18 protein-coding genes are annotated in these 18,790 nt (G+C 70.8%); 4 read left to right on the top strand and 14 right to left on the bottom strand.

The window, feature by feature from the left end; genetic code table 11:
• Positions 1-94: 94 nt before the first annotated feature.
• The 12 genes from EDD27_RS09505 to EDD27_RS09450 form a co-directional block, all read right to left on the bottom strand.
• Positions 95-853 (bottom strand): DsbA family protein, encoded by a 759-nt coding sequence (locus tag EDD27_RS09505; RefSeq protein WP_127932065.1) that lies wholly within the window; start codon positions 851-853, stop codon positions 95-97.
• Entirely contained in the window at positions 850-1,326 is a 477-nt protein-coding gene (locus EDD27_RS09500; RefSeq protein WP_127932064.1) for a MauE/DoxX family redox-associated membrane protein, read from the bottom strand. Before EDD27_RS09500 ends, EDD27_RS09505 begins: the two co-directional genes overlap by 4 nt.
• 178 nt (positions 1,327-1,504) lie before the next feature.
• Positions 1,505-5,386, bottom strand: coding sequence for an endo-alpha-N-acetylgalactosaminidase family protein (locus EDD27_RS09495; protein WP_206641324.1), 3,882 nt, complete (start codon positions 5,384-5,386; stop codon positions 1,505-1,507).
• 161 nt (positions 5,387-5,547) lie between these two features.
• Positions 5,548-6,342, bottom strand: coding sequence for a tryptophan synthase subunit alpha (gene trpA / locus EDD27_RS09490; RefSeq protein ID WP_127932063.1), 795 nt, complete (start codon positions 6,340-6,342; stop codon positions 5,548-5,550).
• Positions 6,343-6,522: 180 nt separating this feature from the next.
• A complete protein-coding gene (gene trpB, locus EDD27_RS09485) occupies positions 6,523-7,728 on the bottom strand; it encodes a tryptophan synthase subunit beta (protein ID WP_127940582.1) in 1,206 nt (401 codons plus the stop codon).
• A gap of 38 nt (positions 7,729-7,766) precedes the next feature.
• Complete coding sequence (gene trpC, locus EDD27_RS09480; protein ID WP_127932062.1) at positions 7,767-8,606, bottom strand: indole-3-glycerol phosphate synthase TrpC; 840 nt, start codon at positions 8,604-8,606, stop codon at positions 7,767-7,769.
• Between the two features lie 117 nt (positions 8,607-8,723).
• A complete protein-coding gene (locus EDD27_RS09475; protein WP_127932061.1) occupies positions 8,724-9,155 on the bottom strand; it encodes a DUF2752 domain-containing protein in 432 nt (143 codons plus the stop codon).
• Between the two features lie 48 nt (positions 9,156-9,203).
• Positions 9,204-9,752 carry a CD225/dispanin family protein gene (locus EDD27_RS09470; RefSeq protein ID WP_127932060.1) on the bottom strand — a complete coding sequence of 183 codons (549 nt, stop codon included), beginning with the start codon at positions 9,750-9,752 and terminating at the stop codon, positions 9,204-9,206.
• 154 nt (positions 9,753-9,906) lie between these two features.
• On the bottom strand, positions 9,907-10,521 hold the full coding sequence (locus EDD27_RS54055) for a DUF4190 domain-containing protein (protein ID WP_164903549.1): 615 nt from the start codon (positions 10,519-10,521) through the stop codon (positions 9,907-9,909).
• 115 nt (positions 10,522-10,636) lie between these two features.
• On the bottom strand, positions 10,637-11,239 hold the full coding sequence (locus EDD27_RS09460; protein WP_241564788.1) for a Trp biosynthesis-associated membrane protein: 603 nt from the start codon (positions 11,237-11,239) through the stop codon (positions 10,637-10,639).
• Positions 11,239-11,601: a phosphoribosyl-AMP cyclohydrolase gene (gene hisI / locus EDD27_RS09455; RefSeq protein WP_127932058.1), complete on the bottom strand. Its 363-nt coding sequence runs from the start codon at positions 11,599-11,601 to the stop codon at positions 11,239-11,241. The genes EDD27_RS09460 and hisI overlap by 1 nt, the downstream gene beginning before the upstream one ends.
• Before the next feature lie 22 nt (positions 11,602-11,623).
• Positions 11,624-11,959, bottom strand: coding sequence for an STAS domain-containing protein (locus tag EDD27_RS09450; RefSeq protein ID WP_164903548.1), 336 nt, complete (start codon positions 11,957-11,959; stop codon positions 11,624-11,626).
• Between the two features lie 276 nt (positions 11,960-12,235).
• Between EDD27_RS09450 and EDD27_RS09445 the strand changes: the two genes are divergently transcribed.
• Positions 12,236-12,625, top strand: coding sequence for an ATP-binding protein (locus EDD27_RS09445; protein ID WP_127932056.1), 390 nt, complete (start codon positions 12,236-12,238; stop codon positions 12,623-12,625).
• A 3-nt stretch (positions 12,626-12,628) separates the two neighbouring features.
• Here EDD27_RS09445 and EDD27_RS09440 read toward each other — a convergent pair whose 3' ends face one another.
• Together EDD27_RS09440 and EDD27_RS09435 are read right to left on the bottom strand one after the other, a co-directional pair.
• The gene (locus tag EDD27_RS09440) at positions 12,629-14,410 is read right to left on the bottom strand and encodes an ABC transporter ATP-binding protein (protein ID WP_127932055.1); all 1,782 of its coding nucleotides are present in this window, start codon (positions 14,408-14,410) and stop codon (positions 12,629-12,631) included.
• Positions 14,407-16,215 carry an ABC transporter ATP-binding protein gene (locus EDD27_RS09435; RefSeq protein WP_164904192.1) on the bottom strand — a complete coding sequence of 603 codons (1,809 nt, stop codon included), beginning with the start codon at positions 16,213-16,215 and terminating at the stop codon, positions 14,407-14,409. The genes EDD27_RS09440 and EDD27_RS09435 overlap by 4 nt, the downstream gene beginning before the upstream one ends.
• A gap of 119 nt (positions 16,216-16,334) precedes the next feature.
• Between EDD27_RS09435 and EDD27_RS09430 the strand changes: the two genes are divergently transcribed.
• The 3 genes from EDD27_RS09430 (at position 16,335) to EDD27_RS09425 (ending at position 18,777) form a co-directional block, all read left to right on the top strand.
• Positions 16,335-16,964, top strand: a complete 630-nt coding sequence (locus tag EDD27_RS09430) for a TIGR03085 family metal-binding protein (protein ID WP_127932053.1) — start codon at positions 16,335-16,337, stop codon at positions 16,962-16,964.
• A 229-nt stretch (positions 16,965-17,193) separates the two neighbouring features.
• Positions 17,194-17,355 carry a cytochrome c family protein gene (locus tag EDD27_RS54050; RefSeq protein WP_164903547.1) on the top strand — a complete coding sequence of 54 codons (162 nt, stop codon included), beginning with the start codon at positions 17,194-17,196 and terminating at the stop codon, positions 17,353-17,355.
• A 60-nt stretch (positions 17,356-17,415) separates the two neighbouring features.
• Positions 17,416-18,777 carry a glutamine synthetase family protein gene (locus tag EDD27_RS09425; protein WP_127932052.1) on the top strand — a complete coding sequence of 454 codons (1,362 nt, stop codon included), beginning with the start codon at positions 17,416-17,418 and terminating at the stop codon, positions 18,775-18,777.
• The last annotated feature ends 13 nt before the right edge of the window (positions 18,778-18,790 follow it).

Raw genomic sequence — 18,790 nt, 5'->3', positions numbered from 1 at the left:
GCCCGGATCGGGATGATTCCGAGATACCAGACCCCCTCTGAGGGGCTGGGAATCGAGGCAAGGGGCATGTCAGGTGAGGGTAGCGGAAGCGCGCCTACTTAGCCGCCTTCGTAATCGCATCGCGCAGTTGCTGGGGACTGAAGACTACCTGATTGTCTATTTCTGTTCCGTTCAACTTCACGGTCGGCGTACTGTTCAACTTCTGCTCCGTCATGATCTTTTCACTGTACGACAGCTGCGCCTGAGCGTTCTTGCCCGAGGTGACGCACTGCTGGAAGTCCGGCGCGGTCACCCCGGCCTGCTTGCCCCACTCCACGAGCTGGTCGTTGGTGAAGCCCTCGACGGTCTCGGCCGGCTGGTTCTTGAAGAGCAGGTCGTGGAAGGCCATCCACTGCTTGCCGTCGGCGATGCACCGGGCGGCGCTGCCCGCACGCACGGAGTTGGACTTGGTGGGCTCCTGGGAGAAGATCGTGATGGGGTGGTAGACGACCTTGGCCTTGCCCTCGGCGGCGAGGTTCTTGAACGTCTGCCCGCTGACCCGCTCGGCCTCCTTGCAGGCCGGGCACTGGAAGTCCTCATAGATGTCGACGACGGGCTTCGTGACGCCGTTCTGGGCCATCACGACACTGCCGTCGGGCTGCACGGTGATCGGTGCGAGCCCTGCCGAGGCCTCCTCCGGGCTCGAGGTGGTGGCCGCGTACAACCAGCCGAGCCCGACCGCGGCCACCGCGACCACGCCGGCGGTCACGTACGTCACCAGTCGCCGGCGCTTGTCGCGCGCCCGTGCGGCGGCCTGCTGCTCCTTGATCTTCTCGCGGGCGGACTTGGTCTTCGTACGATCGCCCTTGCTCATTGGTCGTCCTCCTCGTCGTCTGCACTGTCGCCCCCCAGGCCGAGGGCTCCGTCGAGCGCGAAGCGGCCCGGCGGGAAACGGACGGTCCAGGCGCCGAGCAGTACGAGGCCGAAGTCACGCAGGATGTCGAGCAGGTAGGTGGGCTCCTGCCCCTTCCCCAGCTGGCCGCCGCCGCCGAAACAGCCGCAGTCGATCCGCAGGCCGTTCGCCCACGCCCAGGCGATGCCGAACACGAACGCGAACATGAGCAGCCCCGCGATCACGGCGGCCACCCTGGTCAGCAGACCGACGACCAGCAGCACGCCGACGACGATCTCCAGAATCGGCAGGACGTAGCCCACCGGGACGGCTATCGACTCGGGCAGCAGCTGGTAAGCCTTGACCGCCACGACGGAGTCCGACGGGTTGCCGATCTTGAGCGCGCCCGCAACGATCAGCACTCCGCCCAGAACGAGCCGCGCGACGGTCGTCACCCAGGGTATCGCCCTCTTAGCGTTGTGTGATGGTTGCGACGCGGCCACGGGTCACTCTCCTCTGCCTCTGTGCCGGGAGGCGCACAGTACCGGGATCCATCCGACCACGCCCGAGATAAGCGTCAGCTAAGTGACATTTTCATGCTCTCACCTGGGCTTTTGCGAACAGATGCCGGGTTCAGCCGCAGATGAGCCTGGCCTCCCCCCAGTCGGCGTGGTCGTTGCCGTTGCCGTCGCCCGCGTCGTCGGCCACGAGGTCCACGTAGCGGGCGCCGGTCAGGTCGGCGACCAGCTCGTACGCCGGGTCGGCGGCGCGCAGCACCGGGCTGCGCGCCCGCTCCACGCCGTCGGCCACCACGCCGAACCGCACCGACCCCCGCGTGGCCTGCACGTCGTCCACCCCGACGAACGCGCGGAACTCCGTGCACCGCCCGTTCAGATAGAAGCGGATCTTGGCTGGGGCGTGCGTGCCGAGCCCCTTGGCGAAGGTCCGCCCGCCGATGACGATCGGCCCGCCGTCGGCCTCGCCGGTGTCGCCGTTGGACCGGTCGCGCTCGACGGGCCCCCAGCCGTTGTCGGCGCTGACCCACTCCAGGTCGCTGGCGTAGGCGTCGGCCTGGGGAGGCGGCGGCAGGGTCCGTACGCGTACCGAGGCCGTCAGCGTCTTCGCCACGCCGCCGACGGTGTAGGACACGGCGGCCTTCAGGTCGTAGACGTCGTAGGGGGCGTCGGCGGGCGGGGTGACCTTCCACGTCGTGGTGAGCCGGCCGCCGGGCTCGACGCTCCCGGTTCCGTCGCCGGCGACGGCCCAGCCTTCCGGCGCTTCCAGTGTCACCCGCACATCGGCCGCCGCCGCGTCCTCCCGGTTGGTGAACGTGGTGGTGACGTCGTTCGCGGCGCCCTGCTCGAACGCCGCCGAGGCGGGCGCCAGCTCCAGCGACCCGCAGGCCGGCGCGTCCTGCGCGGGCCCGAGGTCGGTGACGGAGAAGTCGTCCAGGATGAAGTCGGCTCCGGCCTGCTCGGGCCGGAGCGAGCGCAGCCCGACCCACACGTCACCGCACCCGCCGACCACCCGCTCGGTGAAGGTGGCGGTGGTGCGCCGCTCGGGGATGGGCGTGCGCCGCGTCTCCACACTCGCGCCGCCCGCGTCGTAGCCGGTCACCCACTGGTACGTGTCCGCCTGCGCGTTCTGATAGCTGAACGACACCTCGTACGCGCGCCCGGCCTCGAACCGCGCGGTCCACGGCAGCGTACGGTAGATCAGCCCCTGCCGCTCCTCGTGGGCCTTGAGCGACCAGTCGCCGTTCAGCACGTCGTCGACCGTCTTGCCGTTCCACCCGGCCTGCGTGTACGGCTCGTGCCGCTCGGCCAGGTGGGTGCGCGCGTCGAACGACCCGCCCGCGTCCCCCTTCACGAACGGCCCCCACCCGGGCTCGGCCGACTCGAACGTCTCGACCCGGCCCGGCGGCTCCCGCCGGAACACGCGCACGTCGTCCACCCGCACGTCCCCGGGCGCGCCGGCGGCCGTGATCCGCAACGTGACCGCGTCCCCGGGCGCGGTGAAGGTGACCTTGACCCGCTGGAAGTAGGTGTCGTGCTTCTCGTCGGAGGCGATGTAGTTCTTGGCCGTGGACCGCTCGATCGTCACCGCCTGGCCGCCTGCCTCCAGGGTGGTCGGACGCGTCTTGCCCGGCTCGACCTCGACGAACGCCGACGCGGTGTACGTACGCCCCGGCTCCAGGCCCGTCAGCCGCTGCTCGAGCCGTGCCTGGGCGCCGCCGGCCAGCCGGGCCACCCGGTGGCCCAGGTCGTTCCTCTCGACGCTCACAGGCCCGCTGACCCGCCATCCGTCGAGCCGGTCGCCGTTGAATCCGGGGTCACGCACCCCGCTGCCCTGCCCCCATCCGGGATCGGGCAGCTTGGGCGCCTTGCCGGGGTAGAGCACGTACGGCACGCCCGCCTCGGCCCGCAGCGTGATCTTCCCGCCGACGGGAGTGACCGTCCCCACGGGGACGCGGCCCTGGTCGGTGAGCCGGTAGACGGTCATCGGCCGGTCGGCGTCCCACGTGGTCTCGCCGCCCGCCGGGTTGTAGTGGTAGTGCCTGCCCTGCCACGGCAGCAGGTACGTGCCGCCGTCGAGCACCTTGCGCCCGCCCGCGAACCACTCACGCCGGCCGTTCCGGTTCGTGCCGCGCACGCCGCCGGTGAAGACGATCTCGTCGGCGTTCCAGTCGATGATCTTGTGGTGCTGCAGGAACTTGGCCGGCAGATTGTGCTCCCAGATGTTGCGGTAGAAGGCGGTGAAGTCGTTCTCCGCCGTCCAGCCCTCGAACTCGACGATGCGGGCGTTGCCGAGGATCGGGTGGGCGTTCCAGACGTCCTTCTCGTCGTTGCGGATGAATCGGATGATCTGCGAGTTCAGCCCCTTGTTGGTGACCCCGCCGTAGTTCAGGTCGTTGGCCCAGTGCGCCCACAGCGACGACCGTTCCAGCTTGTCCGACCATTCCGTGGTCACCTGCCAGCCCTGCGCGCGCAGCTCGGCCAGCGTGCGGTCGGCGACCCAGCCGAACGGCCGGAACACGTCCACGTACAACACCGCGAGGTTCCTGTCGGTCTCCCCGCGCAGCTGCGCGAACCTCCGGGCGAGCGTCCCCCTGGTCAGGTCGCCGCGCTGGTCGATCAGGTACGCCTGGTCGAGCCAGTTCCAGCCCTTGGCGTCCTTGTTGACGAGCTGCTCGCTGAAGTTCTTGGCCTCGGGGTAGGACTCGGTGGCGTTGACGTGCACGCCGAACGTGGCGTTCCAGCCCTTGCCGGCCTTGAGCAGCGTGTTGAGGTCCTTCAGACCGCCGGCGCGGCGGTTGTAGTTGCCGCCGTAGTCGGGGTGCGCAGCGTCGTGCCCTTCGGACTGGTAGCCCTTGAGCAGCGCCAGCTGGCCGAGACCGTCGGTGGCCAGCGAGATCCGCTTGACGTCGTCGAGCGTGCGCAGGAACGGGTGCGTGGCCTGGCTGGAGAAGTTGAACGGGATGTGGATCACCACCCGGTCCCTGGTCCGCTCCGCGCCCAGCGCCTTGACGCCGATGCCCCGGAACGCGACCGCGCCGTCCTGCCAGTCCACCGTCTCGTCACCGTTGGCGTCGGGGGTGACCACGACCTTGGCCCAGGGCGCCTCCTCGGTGAACGGCGAGCCCGCCGCCCGGTACGTCCACTGCCCGCTCCACACGCCCACGGTGACCGTCCCGGCCGGGTCCTTCCTGGCCTGGTGCCAGAACCTGGCGGCGTCCCGGTCGGTGACGCCCGAGGGGCGGTCATAGGTGGAGTTCGACTCGATCGCCGCCGCCAGCCGGTCGGTGTTCACGATCGCGTACGTCGCCCCGACCGGGGCCGCGTCGGGCGCGGTGTCCCCGGCGACCCGGGCGAACACGTCCGCGGTGCGGGTGGAGTTCGGATCGAGCCTGGTGAACGCGGTGGCGGCGCCCGGCTGCTCGCTCGAGACCGACACCAGGTCGTGGCCGGGCAGATCGATCGTGCCGACGCGGAACGCCTCGGTGTCGGACACCGAGTCGATCCTGAACGTCGTCACCCGGCCCTTGACCCCGATGCTCGCCCCCAGCGCGACGCCGGGCAGGCCGGGGAAGGTCAGCCGGTAGCGAGCGGTCGCGCCGTCGTTCCCGGACAGCGCGACGGTGGCGGTGTGCGGCCGGCCGTTCAGCACGACCGCGGGCTCGCCGGCGCTGCCGCCGAGCGTGGCGCCGCTCGCCAGGTGGGTGTACCGCAGGACGCGCGGGAACCCCGGGTCCAGCTCGACGCGTAAGTCCGCGGACGCGATCGCGATCGGTTCGGCCACCTGGGCGGGCGTGGGCGCCAGGTTCTGCACCGTGGGGCTGGGCGGCGGCGGGCCGCTCGGCGAGAAGTCGGGAGAAGGCAGCTCATATGTGGGCGACGGAGCCGGCGTGGGCGGCCGCGATCCGGCCTGCGCGCCGGGGTCGGCGAGGGCCGGGGCGGCCATGGCCGTGGCCGCGAGTGCGAGGGCTGCTGCTAAGACAACGGGACCTTGACGCATAGGTGTCCTTCCGGGTCATGCGTCACACCGCTCGGGAGCCCCGATCATCACCCGGCACGGCGCCGCCGCCAAGGACCTACGCGCCAGATCTTTGCTTCATCTGACAGAAACCGTAAAGCGCGGCCCCCCGGCGCCGGGGAACCGCGCTCTGCGAGAACACGTCAGCGGCGCACGCCCTGCGCCATGTCCCTGGCCAGCGTGGCGATCGACTCCCGCCCGGCCGCCTCGCCGGGCGCGTCCAGGATGCGCCGGATGAACGCCGACCCCACGATGACCCCGTCGGCGTAGGCCGCCACCTCCGCCGCCTGCGCGCCCGTGCCCACTCCGAGGCCCACGCAGACCGGCAGGTCCGTGTGCGCCCTCGTGCGCTTGACCAGGCCCTCGGCGGCCACGTTGACGGTCTCCCTGGCGCCCGTGACGCCCATCAGCGACGCCGCGTACACGAATCCGGTGCAGCAGTCGACGACGGCCTTGATGCGCTCCTCCGTCGAGCTGGGGGCCACCAGGAACACCGTGTCGATGCCGGCGTTCGCCGAGGCCGTGCGCCACGGCTCGGACTCCTCGGGCGTCAGGTCGGGCGTGATGGTCCCGACGCCGCCGGCGTTGGCGAGGTCGCGGGCGAACCGCTCGGCGCCGTATTTGTCGATCGGGTTCCAGTACGTCATGACGAGCGTGGCGGCGCCGGTGGCGGCCACCCCTTCGACCGTGCGCATGACGTCGGCGATGCGCGTGCCGTTGGTCAGCGACCTGTGCACCGCGTCCTGGATCGTCGGCCCGTCCATGAGCGGGTCGGAGTAGGGCAGGCCGATCTCGATGACGTCGCAGCCGGCTTCCACCAGGGCCGCGGCGGCGGCGACGTCGCCGCCCTTGGAGGGGAAGCCCGCGGGCAGGTAGCCGACGAGCGCGGCCCGGTTGTCCGCCTTCGCCTTGGCGAACGCCGTCTGAAGAGTCGTCATGTCTGTCCGTTTCCGATGGTCGAGTCTCACCATGATGCCCTGCCGCCGCACCCGCCCGCGCGACCTGCCGTGCTGGGCATCACCGCCTGTCGCGCCTCCTGCCCGCCTGCCGGGCGTGCAGGGGGCGGAGCGGCTGCCGTCGCCTGCGCCGGCGGCCAGGCCACGAGCCGGCCGGCCGGCCTACAGGTTGAAGTACTTCATGGCCGTGCCCATGTCCTTGTCACCGCGCCCGGAGAGGTTGACCAGGATGGTCGCCTCGGGGCCGAGCTCGCGGCCGAGCTGCAGCGCACCCGCCAGGGCGTGGGAGGACTCGATGGCGGGGATGATGCCCTCGGTCCTCGCCAGGAGCGAGAACGCGGCCATCGCCTCGTCGTCGGTGATGCCGTGGTAGGTCGCGCGTCCGGAGTCCTTGAGCCAGGCGTGCTCGGGGCCGACGCCCGGGTAGTCGAGCCCGGCCGAGATGGAGTGGGACTCGATGGTCTGCCCCTCGTCGTCCTGCAGCACGTAGGTGCGCGAACCGTGCAGGACGCCGACCGAGCCGGCGGTGAGCGTGAGCGCGTGCTCGCCGCTCTCCAGGCCGTGCCCGGCCGCCTCGTAGCCGTGCAACTGGACGGCCTCGTCGCCGATGAACGCGTGGAAGATGCCGATCGCGTTGCTGCCGCCGCCGACGGCCGCGCACACCGCGTCCGGCAGGCCGCCGGTCAGCTCCAGCATCTGGCGGCGGGCCTCGACGCCGATGATGCGGGCGAAGTCGCGGACGATCTCGGGGAACGGGTGCGGCCCGGCCACCGTGCCGAACAGGTAGTGGGTGGAGTCGACGTTGGTCACCCAGTCGCGGAACGCCTCGTTGATGGCGTCCTTCAACGTCTGGGAGCCGTTCGTCACCGGAACGACGGTGGCGCCGAGCAGCTTCATCCTGGCCACGTTGAGCGCCTGGCGCTCGCAGTCGACGGCGCCCATGTAGATGACGCACTCCAGGCCGAGCAGGGCCGCGGCGGTGGCGGTGGCCACGCCGTGCTGGCCGGCACCGGTCTCGGCGATCACCCGCTTCTTGCCCAGCCGCTTGGTCAGCAGGGCCTGGCCGAGCACATTGTTGATCTTGTGGGCGCCGGTGTGGGTGAGGTCCTCGCGCTTGAGGATGATCCGGGCGCCGCCTGCCTGCTCGCTGAAGCGCCGCACGTCGGTCAGCGTGGTGGGCCGGCCCGCGTAGGTCCGCAGCAGGTGGTCGAACTCGCGCAGGAACTCCGGGTCGCTCTTGGCCTTGTCGTAGACCGCGGCCACCTCGTCCAGCGCGGGGATGAGCGCCTCGGGCACGAACCTGCCGCCGAAGATGCCGAACTTGCCGTGCACGTCGGGGTCGTCCCCGTGCGCGCCGTTGCCCGCCAGGTCCGCGGCGGTCAGGATGGAGCCTTCGTTTGCCACTGCTATCCCTCTGCTGAGTGGTCGGGGCGCGTCGATGGATGGGCGCCGGCGGTCACCAGCGCCTCCACTGCCTTGCGCGGGTCCTTGCCGGTGACCAGGCTCTCCCCCACCAGGACGGCGTCGGCGCCGCCCCTGGCGTAGGCGAGCAGGTCGTGCGGGCCGCGCACGCCCGACTCGGCAATCTTGATCACATTATCGGGGATCTTCGGCGCCAGCTTCGCGAAGACCTCGCGGTCGACCTCGAGTGTCTTCAGATTGCGGGCGTTGACCCCGATGACCCGGGCCCCGGCGGCGACCGCCCGGTCGAGCTCCTCCTCGGTGTGCACCTCGACCAGCGGGGTGAGCCCGATCGACTCGGCCCGCTCGATCAGCGACACCAGGGCCTCCTGCTCCAGGCAGACGACCATCAGCAGCGCCAGGTCGGCCCCGTGGGCCCTGGCCTCCCACAGCTGGTAGGAGGTGAGGATGAAGTCCTTGCGCAGGATCGGGATGTCGACCCTGGCGCGGACCGCGGCCAGGTCGTCGAGGCTGCCGCCGAACTTGCGCCGCTCGGTCAGCACGCTGATGACGTGCGCGCCGCCGGCCTCGTAGTCGGCCGCCAGCGCGGCGGGGTCGGCGATCGCGGCCAGCGCGCCCTTGGACGGGCTCGAACGCTTGACCTCGGCGATCACCGAGATCCTGTCACCCCCGAGCGCGGCCATCGCGTCCCTGGGCGGATGTGCCCGCTCGGCCCGCTGCTTGAGCTCGTCCAAGGACACGGCCTGCTGACGTGCTGCGAGGTCGGCGCGCACCCCGTCGAGGATGTCGTCGAGGACACTCGGCCCTTCCGTCCGCTCACTCACGCGCTGGGGTCCCTCCGGTCGACTGTGGGGGTGGCTGAGAGTTCGCGTCGCGTACGCTCTCGGCCTGTCCTGCGATGGTATCGGCCCTGGCGGGGTCGCCTCACCACAGGCCCCCAACTAGGGAGCGAGGAACGCCCCGAACGGCAGGTTACGGACAACCCAGTACACCATGACGACCCCGAGGAAGGCCCACAGCCACGCCGGATGCGCGAGCGTCGTGCGCCTGGGCCTGCCCTTCCAGGCGCTTACGACCCATCTGCCCCACCAGAACAGCAGCAGCGGGATCATCGCCACCGCGAGCGGGTTGAGCCCGAGCGCCGCCACCGGGTCGAGGTGGGCCAGGGCGTGAATCGTGCGGAGCGTGCCGCAGCCCGGGCAGTAGAGGCCGGTCAGCCACAGGAACGGGCAGGTCGGGTAGTGGCCGGGCTCGTTGGGGTCCACCGCGCCCACGAACGCGAACACGGCGCCCGCCCCGGCCGCAACACCGAGCGGCGCCAGCAGGCCCTTGAGCCGGCCGGTGCCGTGCCGCTCGGTTGTTGCGATGCCCATGCTTTCAGTATCCGCCTTCCCTGGATGCCGATCGTCCCGCGCGGGGGCCTAGTAGGAGCCGGACGGCATGCTGGCGGCGGCGATGACGAACACCACGATGTAGAAGATGATGATCAGCACCCACCAGATGGCGCCGGCGATCAGGCTCCACTTCCACCATTTCTTGGCTTCCTCGGAGGCCTGCACGGCTCCCTGGTAGTCACCGGCCTGCCACTTCGAGTTGACCTGCGACGACTTGACGATCGACACGATGCCGAGCGGCAGACAGCAGAACAGCGTGGTGAGGATGGCAGGGACCAGGTGGTTGTCCGGCGGCTGCTGCCCGCCGTAACCGCCACCGCCGGGGGGCTGCTGCCCGTAGCCGCCACCACTCGGGGGCTGCTGGCCGTAACCGCCGCCGTAGCCACCGCCGCTCGGGGGCTGCTGGCCGTAGCCACCGCCGTACCCGCCGCCGCCGCTGGGCGGCTGCTGGCCATAGCCGCCACCGCCGCTCGGGGGCTGCTGCCCGTAGCCGCCACCACTCGGGGGCTGCTGGCCGTAGCCGCCGCCGGGCGGCTGCGAGCCGTAGCCGCCATCGCCCTGGTTACCGTAAGTCATCCTATGACTCCTCAATTCGTCATCTTTGTGGCGAGTGCGCGGCAGCCTAGCGAGAAACCATCCCCTACGTGGAGCAACATCCACTTTGCGGACAATTCGTAATCGGACCGCAAGGGGACCGTCACGGTCCGGCTACGCACGCGACAGGTACCCGTCAGTAGTCCACGGAGGACGTGGCGGCGGCGCTGAGCCCGAGAAGCGACAGCCACAGGCCGCCGAAGATGAGCCAGCAGAGGGCCCACAACACGATCGTGATGTACGACGTCACGAGGCCGGCCACGGCCATGCCCTGGCCTTCCTCGCCGGTGCGCTTGATCTTGTTCATCGCGACGTGGCCGAGGATCACGCCGGGGATGCTGGTCACTCCGCAAAAGATCAGGCCGATGATGCCCAGGACGAGCGAGGCCACCGCCATGCCGTTGGTCGACCTGGGCTGCTGGGGCGGGCCGTACTGGTTGTAGCCGTATCCCCCGGACGGCTGGCTGAACCCGCCGCTCGGCGGCATCTGGCCGTAGCCGAGCTGCTCCTGCGGATAGCTGGGCGGCTGCTGCCCGTAACCGCCGTAGCCCCCGCCGCTGGGCTGCTGCTGGCCGTAGCCGCCGCCACTCTGAGGCTGCTGACCGTACCCGCCGTACCCGCCACCGGTCGGCGGCTGCTGGCCGTAGCCGCCACTGCCGTAGCCCCCGCCGGCCGGCGGCTGCTGGCCGTATCCCCCGCCGGGCTGCTGTGCGCCATAACCGCCGTTTCCGCCCTGATCCCCGTAGCTCATGCCCCTGGCTCCTAGTGTTCGTGGCGAGTTGCAACGGCAGCTTATTGAGGAAACGCTTGCCAAGCCGACACAGGTTCAGAACAGTGGATAGTTCGTAACATTGGGAGTCGCCGAGCTATCGGGTGGGGTCGTCTCCCCGGTCGAGGGCGTCCCAGAGCGCCTTGTCATCCTGCGCGGGAGCGGCGTCCTTGCCCGCGGAAGCCCCGCCGCGCTCGTACCGCGAGGACATGCCCGCCCACCTGCCGCCGCGCACGATCGCGACGATGCCCCCGGCGATCAGCAGGGCCGCTCCGGCGCCCGCCACGACCGGCCAGAGCGGCGCGATCGCCCAGGGCAGGTCGCCGAGCGAGGTGCGCATCCAGTTCTGCTCGTGGACCCAGCCCGTCACCGTGGCGGCGTCGAGCGCCGTCCAGGTGCCCCAGGCCGCGCCGGCGCCGCAGAGGGCCAGCAGCACGCCGATGGCGCGGCGGCCCGCGCCTTTGGTCGCGAGCACGGCCACCACCCCGGCCAGCCCGGCCAGCGCCACAGGCGTCAGGACGGGGCTGAGGTCGCCGCCGGTGGGCGCCGTCGCCGCCGGATGGGCGATCCTGGCCCACTCCCGCCCGGCGGCCAGCAGCACCAGAAGGCAGCCCAGGACGGTCAGCGCCAGCCAGGCCCACAACTCCCTGTGCGCCGCCCGTGGTGCCGCCGCGCTCCCGCCGTCGCCGTGGGCCGCCATCACGCCTGGCCGAGTGCGATCTCGAGCCGGTCGGCGTCGAAGCAGGTGCGGTCGCCCGTGTGGCAGGCGGCGCCGACCTGGTCGACCTTGACGAGGACGGTGTCACCGTCGCAGTCGAGCGCCACCGACTTGACGTGCTGGACGTGGCCGGAGGTGTCACCCTTCACCCAGAACTCGCCGCGGCTGCGCGACCAGTAGGTGGCCCTGCCGGTCGTGAGCGTCCGATGCAGCGCCTCGTCGTTCATCCAGGCCAGCATGAGCACCTCGCCGGTGTCGTATTGCTGGGCGATGGCGGCGACGAGGCCGTCGGCGTTGCGCTTCAACCGGGCGGCGATCTTGGGGTCGAGGGACATGGCATCCATTCAACCAGCCTGCCCCCGTGCCTCAGGCCAGGGCCTGGGAGAGGGTGTCGTAGATCCGGAAGAGCGGGGCGAGGTTGGTCCTGCGCAGCCGCCGCAGCACCTGGCCGTCCGGCGCGACCAGCGCCATGCTGCCGTCACGCGCGCGCAGGTCGGCCAGCTGACGCACGAGGACCCCGAGTCCCGTCGTGTCGATGAACGTCAGCGCGGTGAGGTCCACCACCAGCCGAGGTCCGTGGGTCGCGACCGCCTCGTCGAGGCACCGCCGGACCTTGGACGCATTGTCCACGTCCACCTCTCCCGCCAGGCTGACCACCACGAGCTCGCCATGTCGGCGTCGCGTCATCTCCAGCACATCCACACTCTCGCTCCTCATGCCCCCTGCCCGCGCAGCCGTCTGCGGCGCGTGGGCTGCCCCGGCCGAAAAGGTACACCGATCACGTCGTATCACGGTGTGTTTTGCAGAGAATGCACTACGTGATGACGTGGCGCGGAGTATTTTCTTCGGCGACACGTGCTAGGGGAGGTGCGGTCATGCTTCACGCAAGCTCCGTTCTCGACCCCGATCTGGGCGATCACATCTGCCTGCCGTTCGAGGGGCAGCACGGCGGTCCGCCGGGTGGGCGATGTGCAGGCCATGTGTAGGCAGGTGTGGGAGGCGAGTTTCGCGCGCGGGCGCATCGCGTCCCTGCGCAGGGCGGTCGCCGAGCACGCCGCCGACGAGGGGCTGACGGGGCGGCGGCTGGAGGACTTCGTGCTCGTGGCGAACGAGCTCATCACCAACGCGGTGGTGCACGGCGGCGGGCACGGACGGTTGCGGTTGTGGGCGGACGGCGGCCGGTTGTGGTGCGAGGTGACCGACGAGGGGCCGGGGTTGCCGCCGGGCCGGCTGGGCGACATGCGCCCGCCCACGGGGTTCGAGGGCCGTGGGCGGGGGTTGTGGCTGACGCGTATGTTGTGCGATCACATCACGATCGTGTCGGGCCCTCACGGGACGACGGTGACGTTCGCCGCCGTGTGCGAGTGATCGTCACGAGCGGGCGGCGGAGACCCAGGAGGCGTGCAGGTCCGCGTACACGCCCGGCTCCTTCACCAGCTCGCCGTGCGGGCCGCGCTGCACCAGGCGGCCGGCGTCGAACACCAGGACCTCGTCGGCGTTCTCGGCCGTCGACAGCCGGTGGGCGATCGTGACGGCGGTGCGGCCGCGGGTGACGCCTTCGAGCGCGCGGGCCAGGCGTACCTCCGTGGCCGGGTCCACCGCCGAGGTGGCCTCGTCCAGCAGGAGCAGGTCGGGGTCGGCGAGGTAGGCGCGGGCCAGGGCGACGAGCTGGCGCTCGCCCGCCGACAGGGACTCGCCCCGCTGGCCGACGGGCGTGTCGAGGCCGGCCGGCAGTCCCTCCAGCCAGTCGGCGAGGCCCAGCTCGGTCAGCGCGAGCTCGATCTCCTCACGGGTGGCGTCCGGCTTGCCGTAGCGGATGTTGTCCTCCAGCGTCCCGTCGAACAGGAACCCGTCCTGCGGCACCATGACGATGCGCTCACGCAGCGAGGAGAAGCGCACGTGGCGCAGGTCGTGACCGTCGATGGTGACGCGCCCCGAGCCCGGGTCCATCAGCCTCGTGAGGAGCTTGGCGAATGTGGTCTTGCCCGAGCCGGTCTCCCCCACCACCGCGATGCGCGAGCGCGGCGGGATCTCGAGCGTGACCTCGCGCAGCACGGGCGGGCCGCCCGGGTAGGAGAAATGCACGTCGTCGAAGACCACGGAGATCGGGCCGCGCGGCAGCTCCACGCCCTTCTCGCCGGGATCGGCCACGTCGGGCGGCGTGTCGAGCACGCCGAGGACGCGCCGCCAGCCGGCGACGGCATTCTGGGCCTCATTGAGCACCTCGGTGGCGGTCTGCAGCGGCGAGACGAAGAGCGTGACCAGGAACAGGAACGCGACCAGCTCGCCCTGGGTGATGTCGCCCGACAGGCCCAGCCGCACGCCGAGCAGCACGATCCCGGCGATCGCGACCGCGGCCACGATCTCGGTCAGCGGGAACACGAAGCCGACGATGGTCTGCGCCCTGACCTGGGCGGACCTGTTGGCGTTCACCGTCTTGTCGATACGTTCGGAAGTGCGGCGCTCCGAGGCGTAGGCCCGGATGACGGCGGCGCCGACGACGGACTCGCTGACCGCGGCGAGCATGTCGCCGGTGCGCTCGCGCACCACCGTGTACGCCCGCGACAACAACCGCTGGAACCGCGGCAAGGCGATCATCAGCGGGATGAAGCACACCCAGACCAGCAGCGTCAGCTGCCAGGAGTAGACGAACATGAGCACGGTCGCCACGAACAGCTGCCCGAACGCCACGATGATCATCAGCCCGCCCCATTGCATGAAGGTGCTGATCTGATCGATGTCGTTGGTGACCCGGGAGACCAGGGCGCCCCGGCGCTCGGTGTTCTGGGTGAGCACCGACAGGTCGTGCACGTGCCGGAAACCGCGCACGCGCAACGTCGCCAGGGACGACTCGGTGGCCTTGTAGAGGCGGACGTTCATGACGTACGCGGCGAGTGCGGTGAGCACGACGGCCGCCGCGCACACCAGGACGGCACGGGTGATGTACGGGAGGTCCGGGACGCCGCTCTTGAGCCCGGTGTCGATCGTCTGCTGGACCGCGATCGGCACGATGATCTTGCCGACGGTGGCGACGACGGCCAGGGCCAGCGTGCCCGCCAGGCCCTTGCGGAACTCGGGCGTCAGCGACAGGCCCATGCGGATGGTGGCCAGCGCCGAACGGCCGGAGTCGCGCTGGATGCTCTGCGCCGTCATGCGCTGACCTCTTCTTCCTCGCCCGCCAGGGACTCTTCGTCTTCCGCCAGCACGTCGATGGCGGCGCGCTCGGCCTCCTCGCGCTCGTAGGCGGTCACCAGGTTGCGGTAGCCCGGGCAGCGGTCGAGCAGCTCCTCGTGCGTGCCGCGGTCCGCGACCCGGCCGTGGTCCAGGTAGACGACCTCGTCGGCGAGCGCGATCGTGGCCATGCGGTAGGCGACGACCACGACGGTGGAGGCCTCGGCGGCGTCGCGGAGCCCGTACAGGATCCTGGCCTCGACCTGTGGGTCCACGCTGGAGGTGGCGTCGTCGAGCACGAGCAGGCGCGGCCGGCGGACGATCGCGCGGGCCAGCGCGAGGCGCTGGCGCTGGCCGCCGGACAGGGTGGCGCCGCGCTCGCCCACGCGAGTGCCGAGGCCGTCGGCCAGCCTGGCGACGAAGCCGTCGGCCTGGGCCAGCCGCAGCGCGGCCCACACGTCCTCGTCGGCGGTTTCCAGGCCGAGCGCGATGTTGCCGCGCACCGTGTCGTCGAACAGGAACGTCTGCTGCGGCACCAAAGCGACCGACGCGGCGACGCCGCCGTAGGCCAGCTCCCGCAGGTCGACCCCGTCGAGCAGGACCTGGCCGGAGTCGGGGTCGACGAGCCGCACGAGCAGCTGCACCAGCGTGGACTTGCCGGCCCCGGTGGGCCCGACCAGGGCGACGGTGCGGCCGGCCGGCACGTCGAAGGTGACGTCGTGCAGCACCTCGGCCTCGCCGTAGCGGTACGACACCCCGCGCACCTCCAGGGCGGCCGGGCCGGAGGAGGTCGTGGCGGCGTCGCCGTACGCCATGGAGCCGGTGGCCTCCAGCACGGCCTGCACCCGCTCCCAGCCGACGACGCTGCGCGGCAGCTCGGCCAGCACCCAGCCGAGCGCCCTGATCGGGAAGGCCAGCAGCGTGAACAGGTAGGCGACCTGGACCAGGTCGCCGGAGTCGATGGAGCCGCCCGACAGGCGCAGCGCGCCGACGGCGAGCACCGCCAGCACGCCGATCGTGGGCAGTGCCTCCAGCATCGGGTCGAACAGCCCGCGCACCCGGCCGACGGCGATGTTGGCGTCGCGCAGCTCGTGGGCGCGGCGCTGGAAACGCTCGGTCTCCAGGTCCTCCCTGCCGAGGGTCTTGACGACGAGCGCGCCGTCGAAGCTCTCGTGCGCGATCTCGCTGACCTCGGCGCGCAGTTGCTGCGCGCGGGTGGCGAGCGGGCTCAGCCTGCGCTGGTAGACGAGGTTGAGCACAGCGATGGCCGGGAAGATCAGGAAACCCACGAGCGCGAGCACGAGGTCGGTGAACACCATCGCGATCGCCGCGGTGACCAGCATGACGACCACGCCCAGCGCCATCGGCAGCGGGGCGAGCGGCGCCCAGGCGGCCTCGGCGTCGGCGCTGGCGTTCGACAGCAGCTGCCCGGTGGGGTGGCGGTGATGCCAGGACAGGGGCAGCCGCAGGTACTGCTGGGTGACGTCCCTGCGTGATCTCGCCTGCATCCGGTATTGCATGACCCCGGCCAGGATGCGGCGGCCGGCCACGCCGAACGCCTTGAGCAGGGCCGTGCCGACGATGAGGAACACCCCGGTCCACAGCGCCCCCGAGGCCACCTCACCCTCGGCGAAGGCGGGCAGCAGCACGTGCTGCGTGGCCCAGCCCAGCGCCCAGGAGGAGGCGACGGTCATGCCGCCATAGACGGCGCTGGCCAGCACGGCCAGCGCGAAGACCGCCTTCTCGGTGCGAATGGCCACCCCAAGGACGCGTAGTCCTTGGCGCATCACGGCCGAGGTGACCTTGCTCGCCACTCGGTAGGCTCCCCTTCAGACGGACTTGTGCATATGCAAGTCACTACATCACTTCTGATCACCTCGTTATTCCCACAGGTAGGGTTGAGCACGTGACTCACGCTCGTGGCGAACGCGCCGCGCTCTGCGACCTGCTCGACCGGCTGGGGCCGGACGCGCCGACGCTCTGCGCGGGCTGGACCACCTACGACCTGGCCGCCCACCTGGTGCTGCGCGAGCGCCGACCCGACGCGATGGGCGGGATCGCGCTCAAGCCCCTGGCCGGCTACACCGCCTCGGTCCAGGACGGGCTCAAGGCCCGGCACCCCTATCCCGAGCTGGTCGACATGGTCCGCAAACCCGGCGGCGTCTACGGCCTGCTGCCCTTCCTCGACGAGGCCGTCAACACGCTCGAGATGTTCGTGCACCATGAGGACGTGCGCCGCGCCCAGCCGGCGTGGGAGCCGCGTGAGCTGCCTGCCGACCTCGACAGGCTCATCTGGAAGCGGGTGGCGAGCGGCGCCAGGCTGATGCTGCGCAAGTCGCCCGTGGGCGTGGTGCTGCACCGCCTCGGCGGTGGCGTCGCGCTCGGCGGGCCCCGCCAGGGTGCCCGGGTGGAGGTGACGGGCACGGCCTCCGAGCTGCTGATGTTCTGCTTCGGCCGCCAGAAGCACGCGCGGGTGGAGCTCACCGGCGAGCCCGACGCCATCGCCCGGCTGCGCGAGGCCCCGCTGGGCCTGTAGTCACGCCGGCGGCGCTCCGGCGCGGCCGCGGGAGGCCCCGGTGACGGTCGCATGCCCGTCTATTGCGGACATCCACGGCGCGGCAGGTGCTCGCGCACGAAGTCAAGCCTTTACCATGGCATAGGAAAGGAAGCCCCCCGGTTAGGATCATGAACATCTTCACAGAGGATGCCAGTGATCGCCCAGATCCGGGTATATACGGCTGGGAATGGACTGCAGGAGGCCCCCCATGCAGGTCAAGAAGGTGATCACCTACGTGGCTATCGCGTTCGTGGTCTTCTACCTGTTCACCCGGCCGGCCCAAGCCGCCGACGCGGTCAACGGTGTGTTCGACGGAATCCTCCAAGGAGCCAATCAGTTGGCGACATTCTTTTCCAGAGTTCTGACCTAACGACGGTTCTGCCTGCGGTAGATGCTTCCCCGCGCTGCCAGATCGTGCTACGCAGGCAGGATGAGAGATCGCCCCAGCGGCACCAAGATCAATCAGCTTGATCCGAATGTGCGGCGGATCCTCGAGCGAGCCGAGCTCGAGGGCATCGAGCTGATCCGTTTTCTGTACGCCGACCACGCTGGCGTCATTCGTGGTAAGGCGGCTTCCCGATCACGGTTGGCGGAGCGGCTCAGCACGGGCATCGGGCACACGGTGGCCATGATGGCGATGAACATGCTCGACCAGCTCCAGGACGTCGAGCACATGGGTCCGGTGGGCGAGGTGCGCATCGTTCCCGACCCCACCACCTACGTGGCGCTGCCCCAGGCGCCCGGCGCGGCGGCGATGTTGTCGGACCTGCGGCGGCCGGACGGCTCACCATGGGAGGCGTGCCCGCGGACATTTCTCAAGGACGCGATCGCCGAGCTGGCCACCGAGGGTTACACGCTGGTCGCGGCGTTCGAGCCGGAGTTCACACTGGGCCGCCGCCTGCCCGACCCGGCGGGTGGCCCGGACCGGCTGGTGCCACTCGACGACTCCCTGTGCTACGCCAACAGCGGGTTCGACACGGCGCACGACTACACCATCAAGCTCATCCGCGCCCTGGAGACGCAGGGCCTGCGCGTCGAGCACTACCACCCGGAGCTCGGGCCCGGCCAGCAGGAGTTGTCGATCAGGTACGCGCCCGCGCTGCGGGCCGCCGACAACCACGTCCTGTTCAGGGAGACCGTCCGCGGCGTGGCCCAGCGCATGCAGATGTGGGCCACGCTGGCCCCCAAGCCGCTCGCCGACCAGGCCGGCAACGGAGCCCACCTGCATCTGTCGCTGTGGAACGACAACCGGAACGTCTTCGCCGGTGACGGCGAGGTGCGTGACGGCTTCATCGGCGGCCTGCTCGCCCACCTGCCCGCCCTGACCGCGCTCACGTGCGGCAGCGTCAACAGCTTCCGCCGCCTGACGCCCCGCATGTGGTCCAGCGCTTACGCGGTGTACGGGCCCGACAACCGGGAGGCCGCCGTACGCGTGTGCTCGCCGCTCGGTGAGTCCGGCGAGCCGAACCTGGAGCTGAAGCCGTCGGACTCCTCCGCCAATCCCTACCTGTCGCTCGGCGCGGTGATCCACGCCGGGCTGGACGGGATCCGCCGCAAGCTCGACCCCGGCGAGCCCGTGGACGTGGATCCCGACACGCGGCCCGGCCGCTACCCGCGCCTGCCGTCGTCGCTGGACGAGGCGCTCGACGCGCTGGAGGCCGACGAGGTGCTCATGGAGGCGCTCGGGCCGCTGCGGCGCAGCGCGTACCTGGCCGTCAAACGGTCGGAGGCGGCGGCGTTCGGCGCGAAGGACGTGTCGTACGAGCTGTTCAACCACATGCGCGCGTTCTGAACACCGCCTCCGC

Origin of the sequence: Nonomuraea polychroma, from assembly GCF_004011505.1 — a bacterium.
Lineage (GTDB): Bacteria > Actinomycetota > Actinomycetes > Streptosporangiales > Streptosporangiaceae > Nonomuraea > Nonomuraea polychroma.
Note: the sequence above shows the minus strand (reverse complement) of the source record. Positions and strands in the feature narration are given on the sequence as shown.

Bases quoted from the DNA above. Each gene is read 5' to 3' on its own strand.
- EDD27_RS09505 (WP_127932065.1), bottom strand. From the start codon at position 853: ATGAGCAAGGGCGATCGTACGAAGACCAAGTCCGCCCGCGAGAAGATC.
- EDD27_RS09495 (WP_206641324.1), bottom strand. From the start codon at position 5,386: ATGCGTCAAGGTCCCGTTGTCTTAGCAGCAGCCCTCGCACTCGCGGCC.
- trpA (WP_127932063.1), bottom strand. From the start codon at position 6,342: ATGACGACTCTTCAGACGGCGTTCGCCAAGGCGAAGGCGGACAACCGG.
- EDD27_RS09475 (WP_127932061.1), bottom strand. From the start codon at position 9,155: ATGGGCATCGCAACAACCGAGCGGCACGGCACCGGCCGGCTCAAGGGC.
- EDD27_RS09470 (WP_127932060.1), bottom strand. From the start codon at position 9,752: ATGACTTACGGTAACCAGGGCGATGGCGGCTACGGCTCGCAGCCGCCC.
- EDD27_RS54055 (WP_164903549.1), bottom strand. From the start codon at position 10,521: ATGAGCTACGGGGATCAGGGCGGAAACGGCGGTTATGGCGCACAGCAG.
- EDD27_RS09460 (WP_241564788.1), bottom strand. From the start codon at position 11,239: ATGGCGGCCCACGGCGACGGCGGGAGCGCGGCGGCACCACGGGCGGCG.
- hisI (WP_127932058.1), bottom strand. From the start codon at position 11,601: ATGGATGCCATGTCCCTCGACCCCAAGATCGCCGCCCGGTTGAAGCGC.
- EDD27_RS09445 (WP_127932056.1), top strand. From the start codon at position 12,236: ATGTGTAGGCAGGTGTGGGAGGCGAGTTTCGCGCGCGGGCGCATCGCG.
- EDD27_RS09440 (WP_127932055.1), bottom strand. From the start codon at position 14,410: ATGACGGCGCAGAGCATCCAGCGCGACTCCGGCCGTTCGGCGCTGGCC.
- EDD27_RS09435 (WP_164904192.1), bottom strand. From the start codon at position 16,215: ATGCGCCAAGGACTACGCGTCCTTGGGGTGGCCATTCGCACCGAGAAG.
- EDD27_RS54050 (WP_164903547.1), top strand. From the start codon at position 17,194: ATGCAGGTCAAGAAGGTGATCACCTACGTGGCTATCGCGTTCGTGGTC.
- EDD27_RS09425 (WP_127932052.1), top strand. From the start codon at position 17,416: ATGAGAGATCGCCCCAGCGGCACCAAGATCAATCAGCTTGATCCGAAT.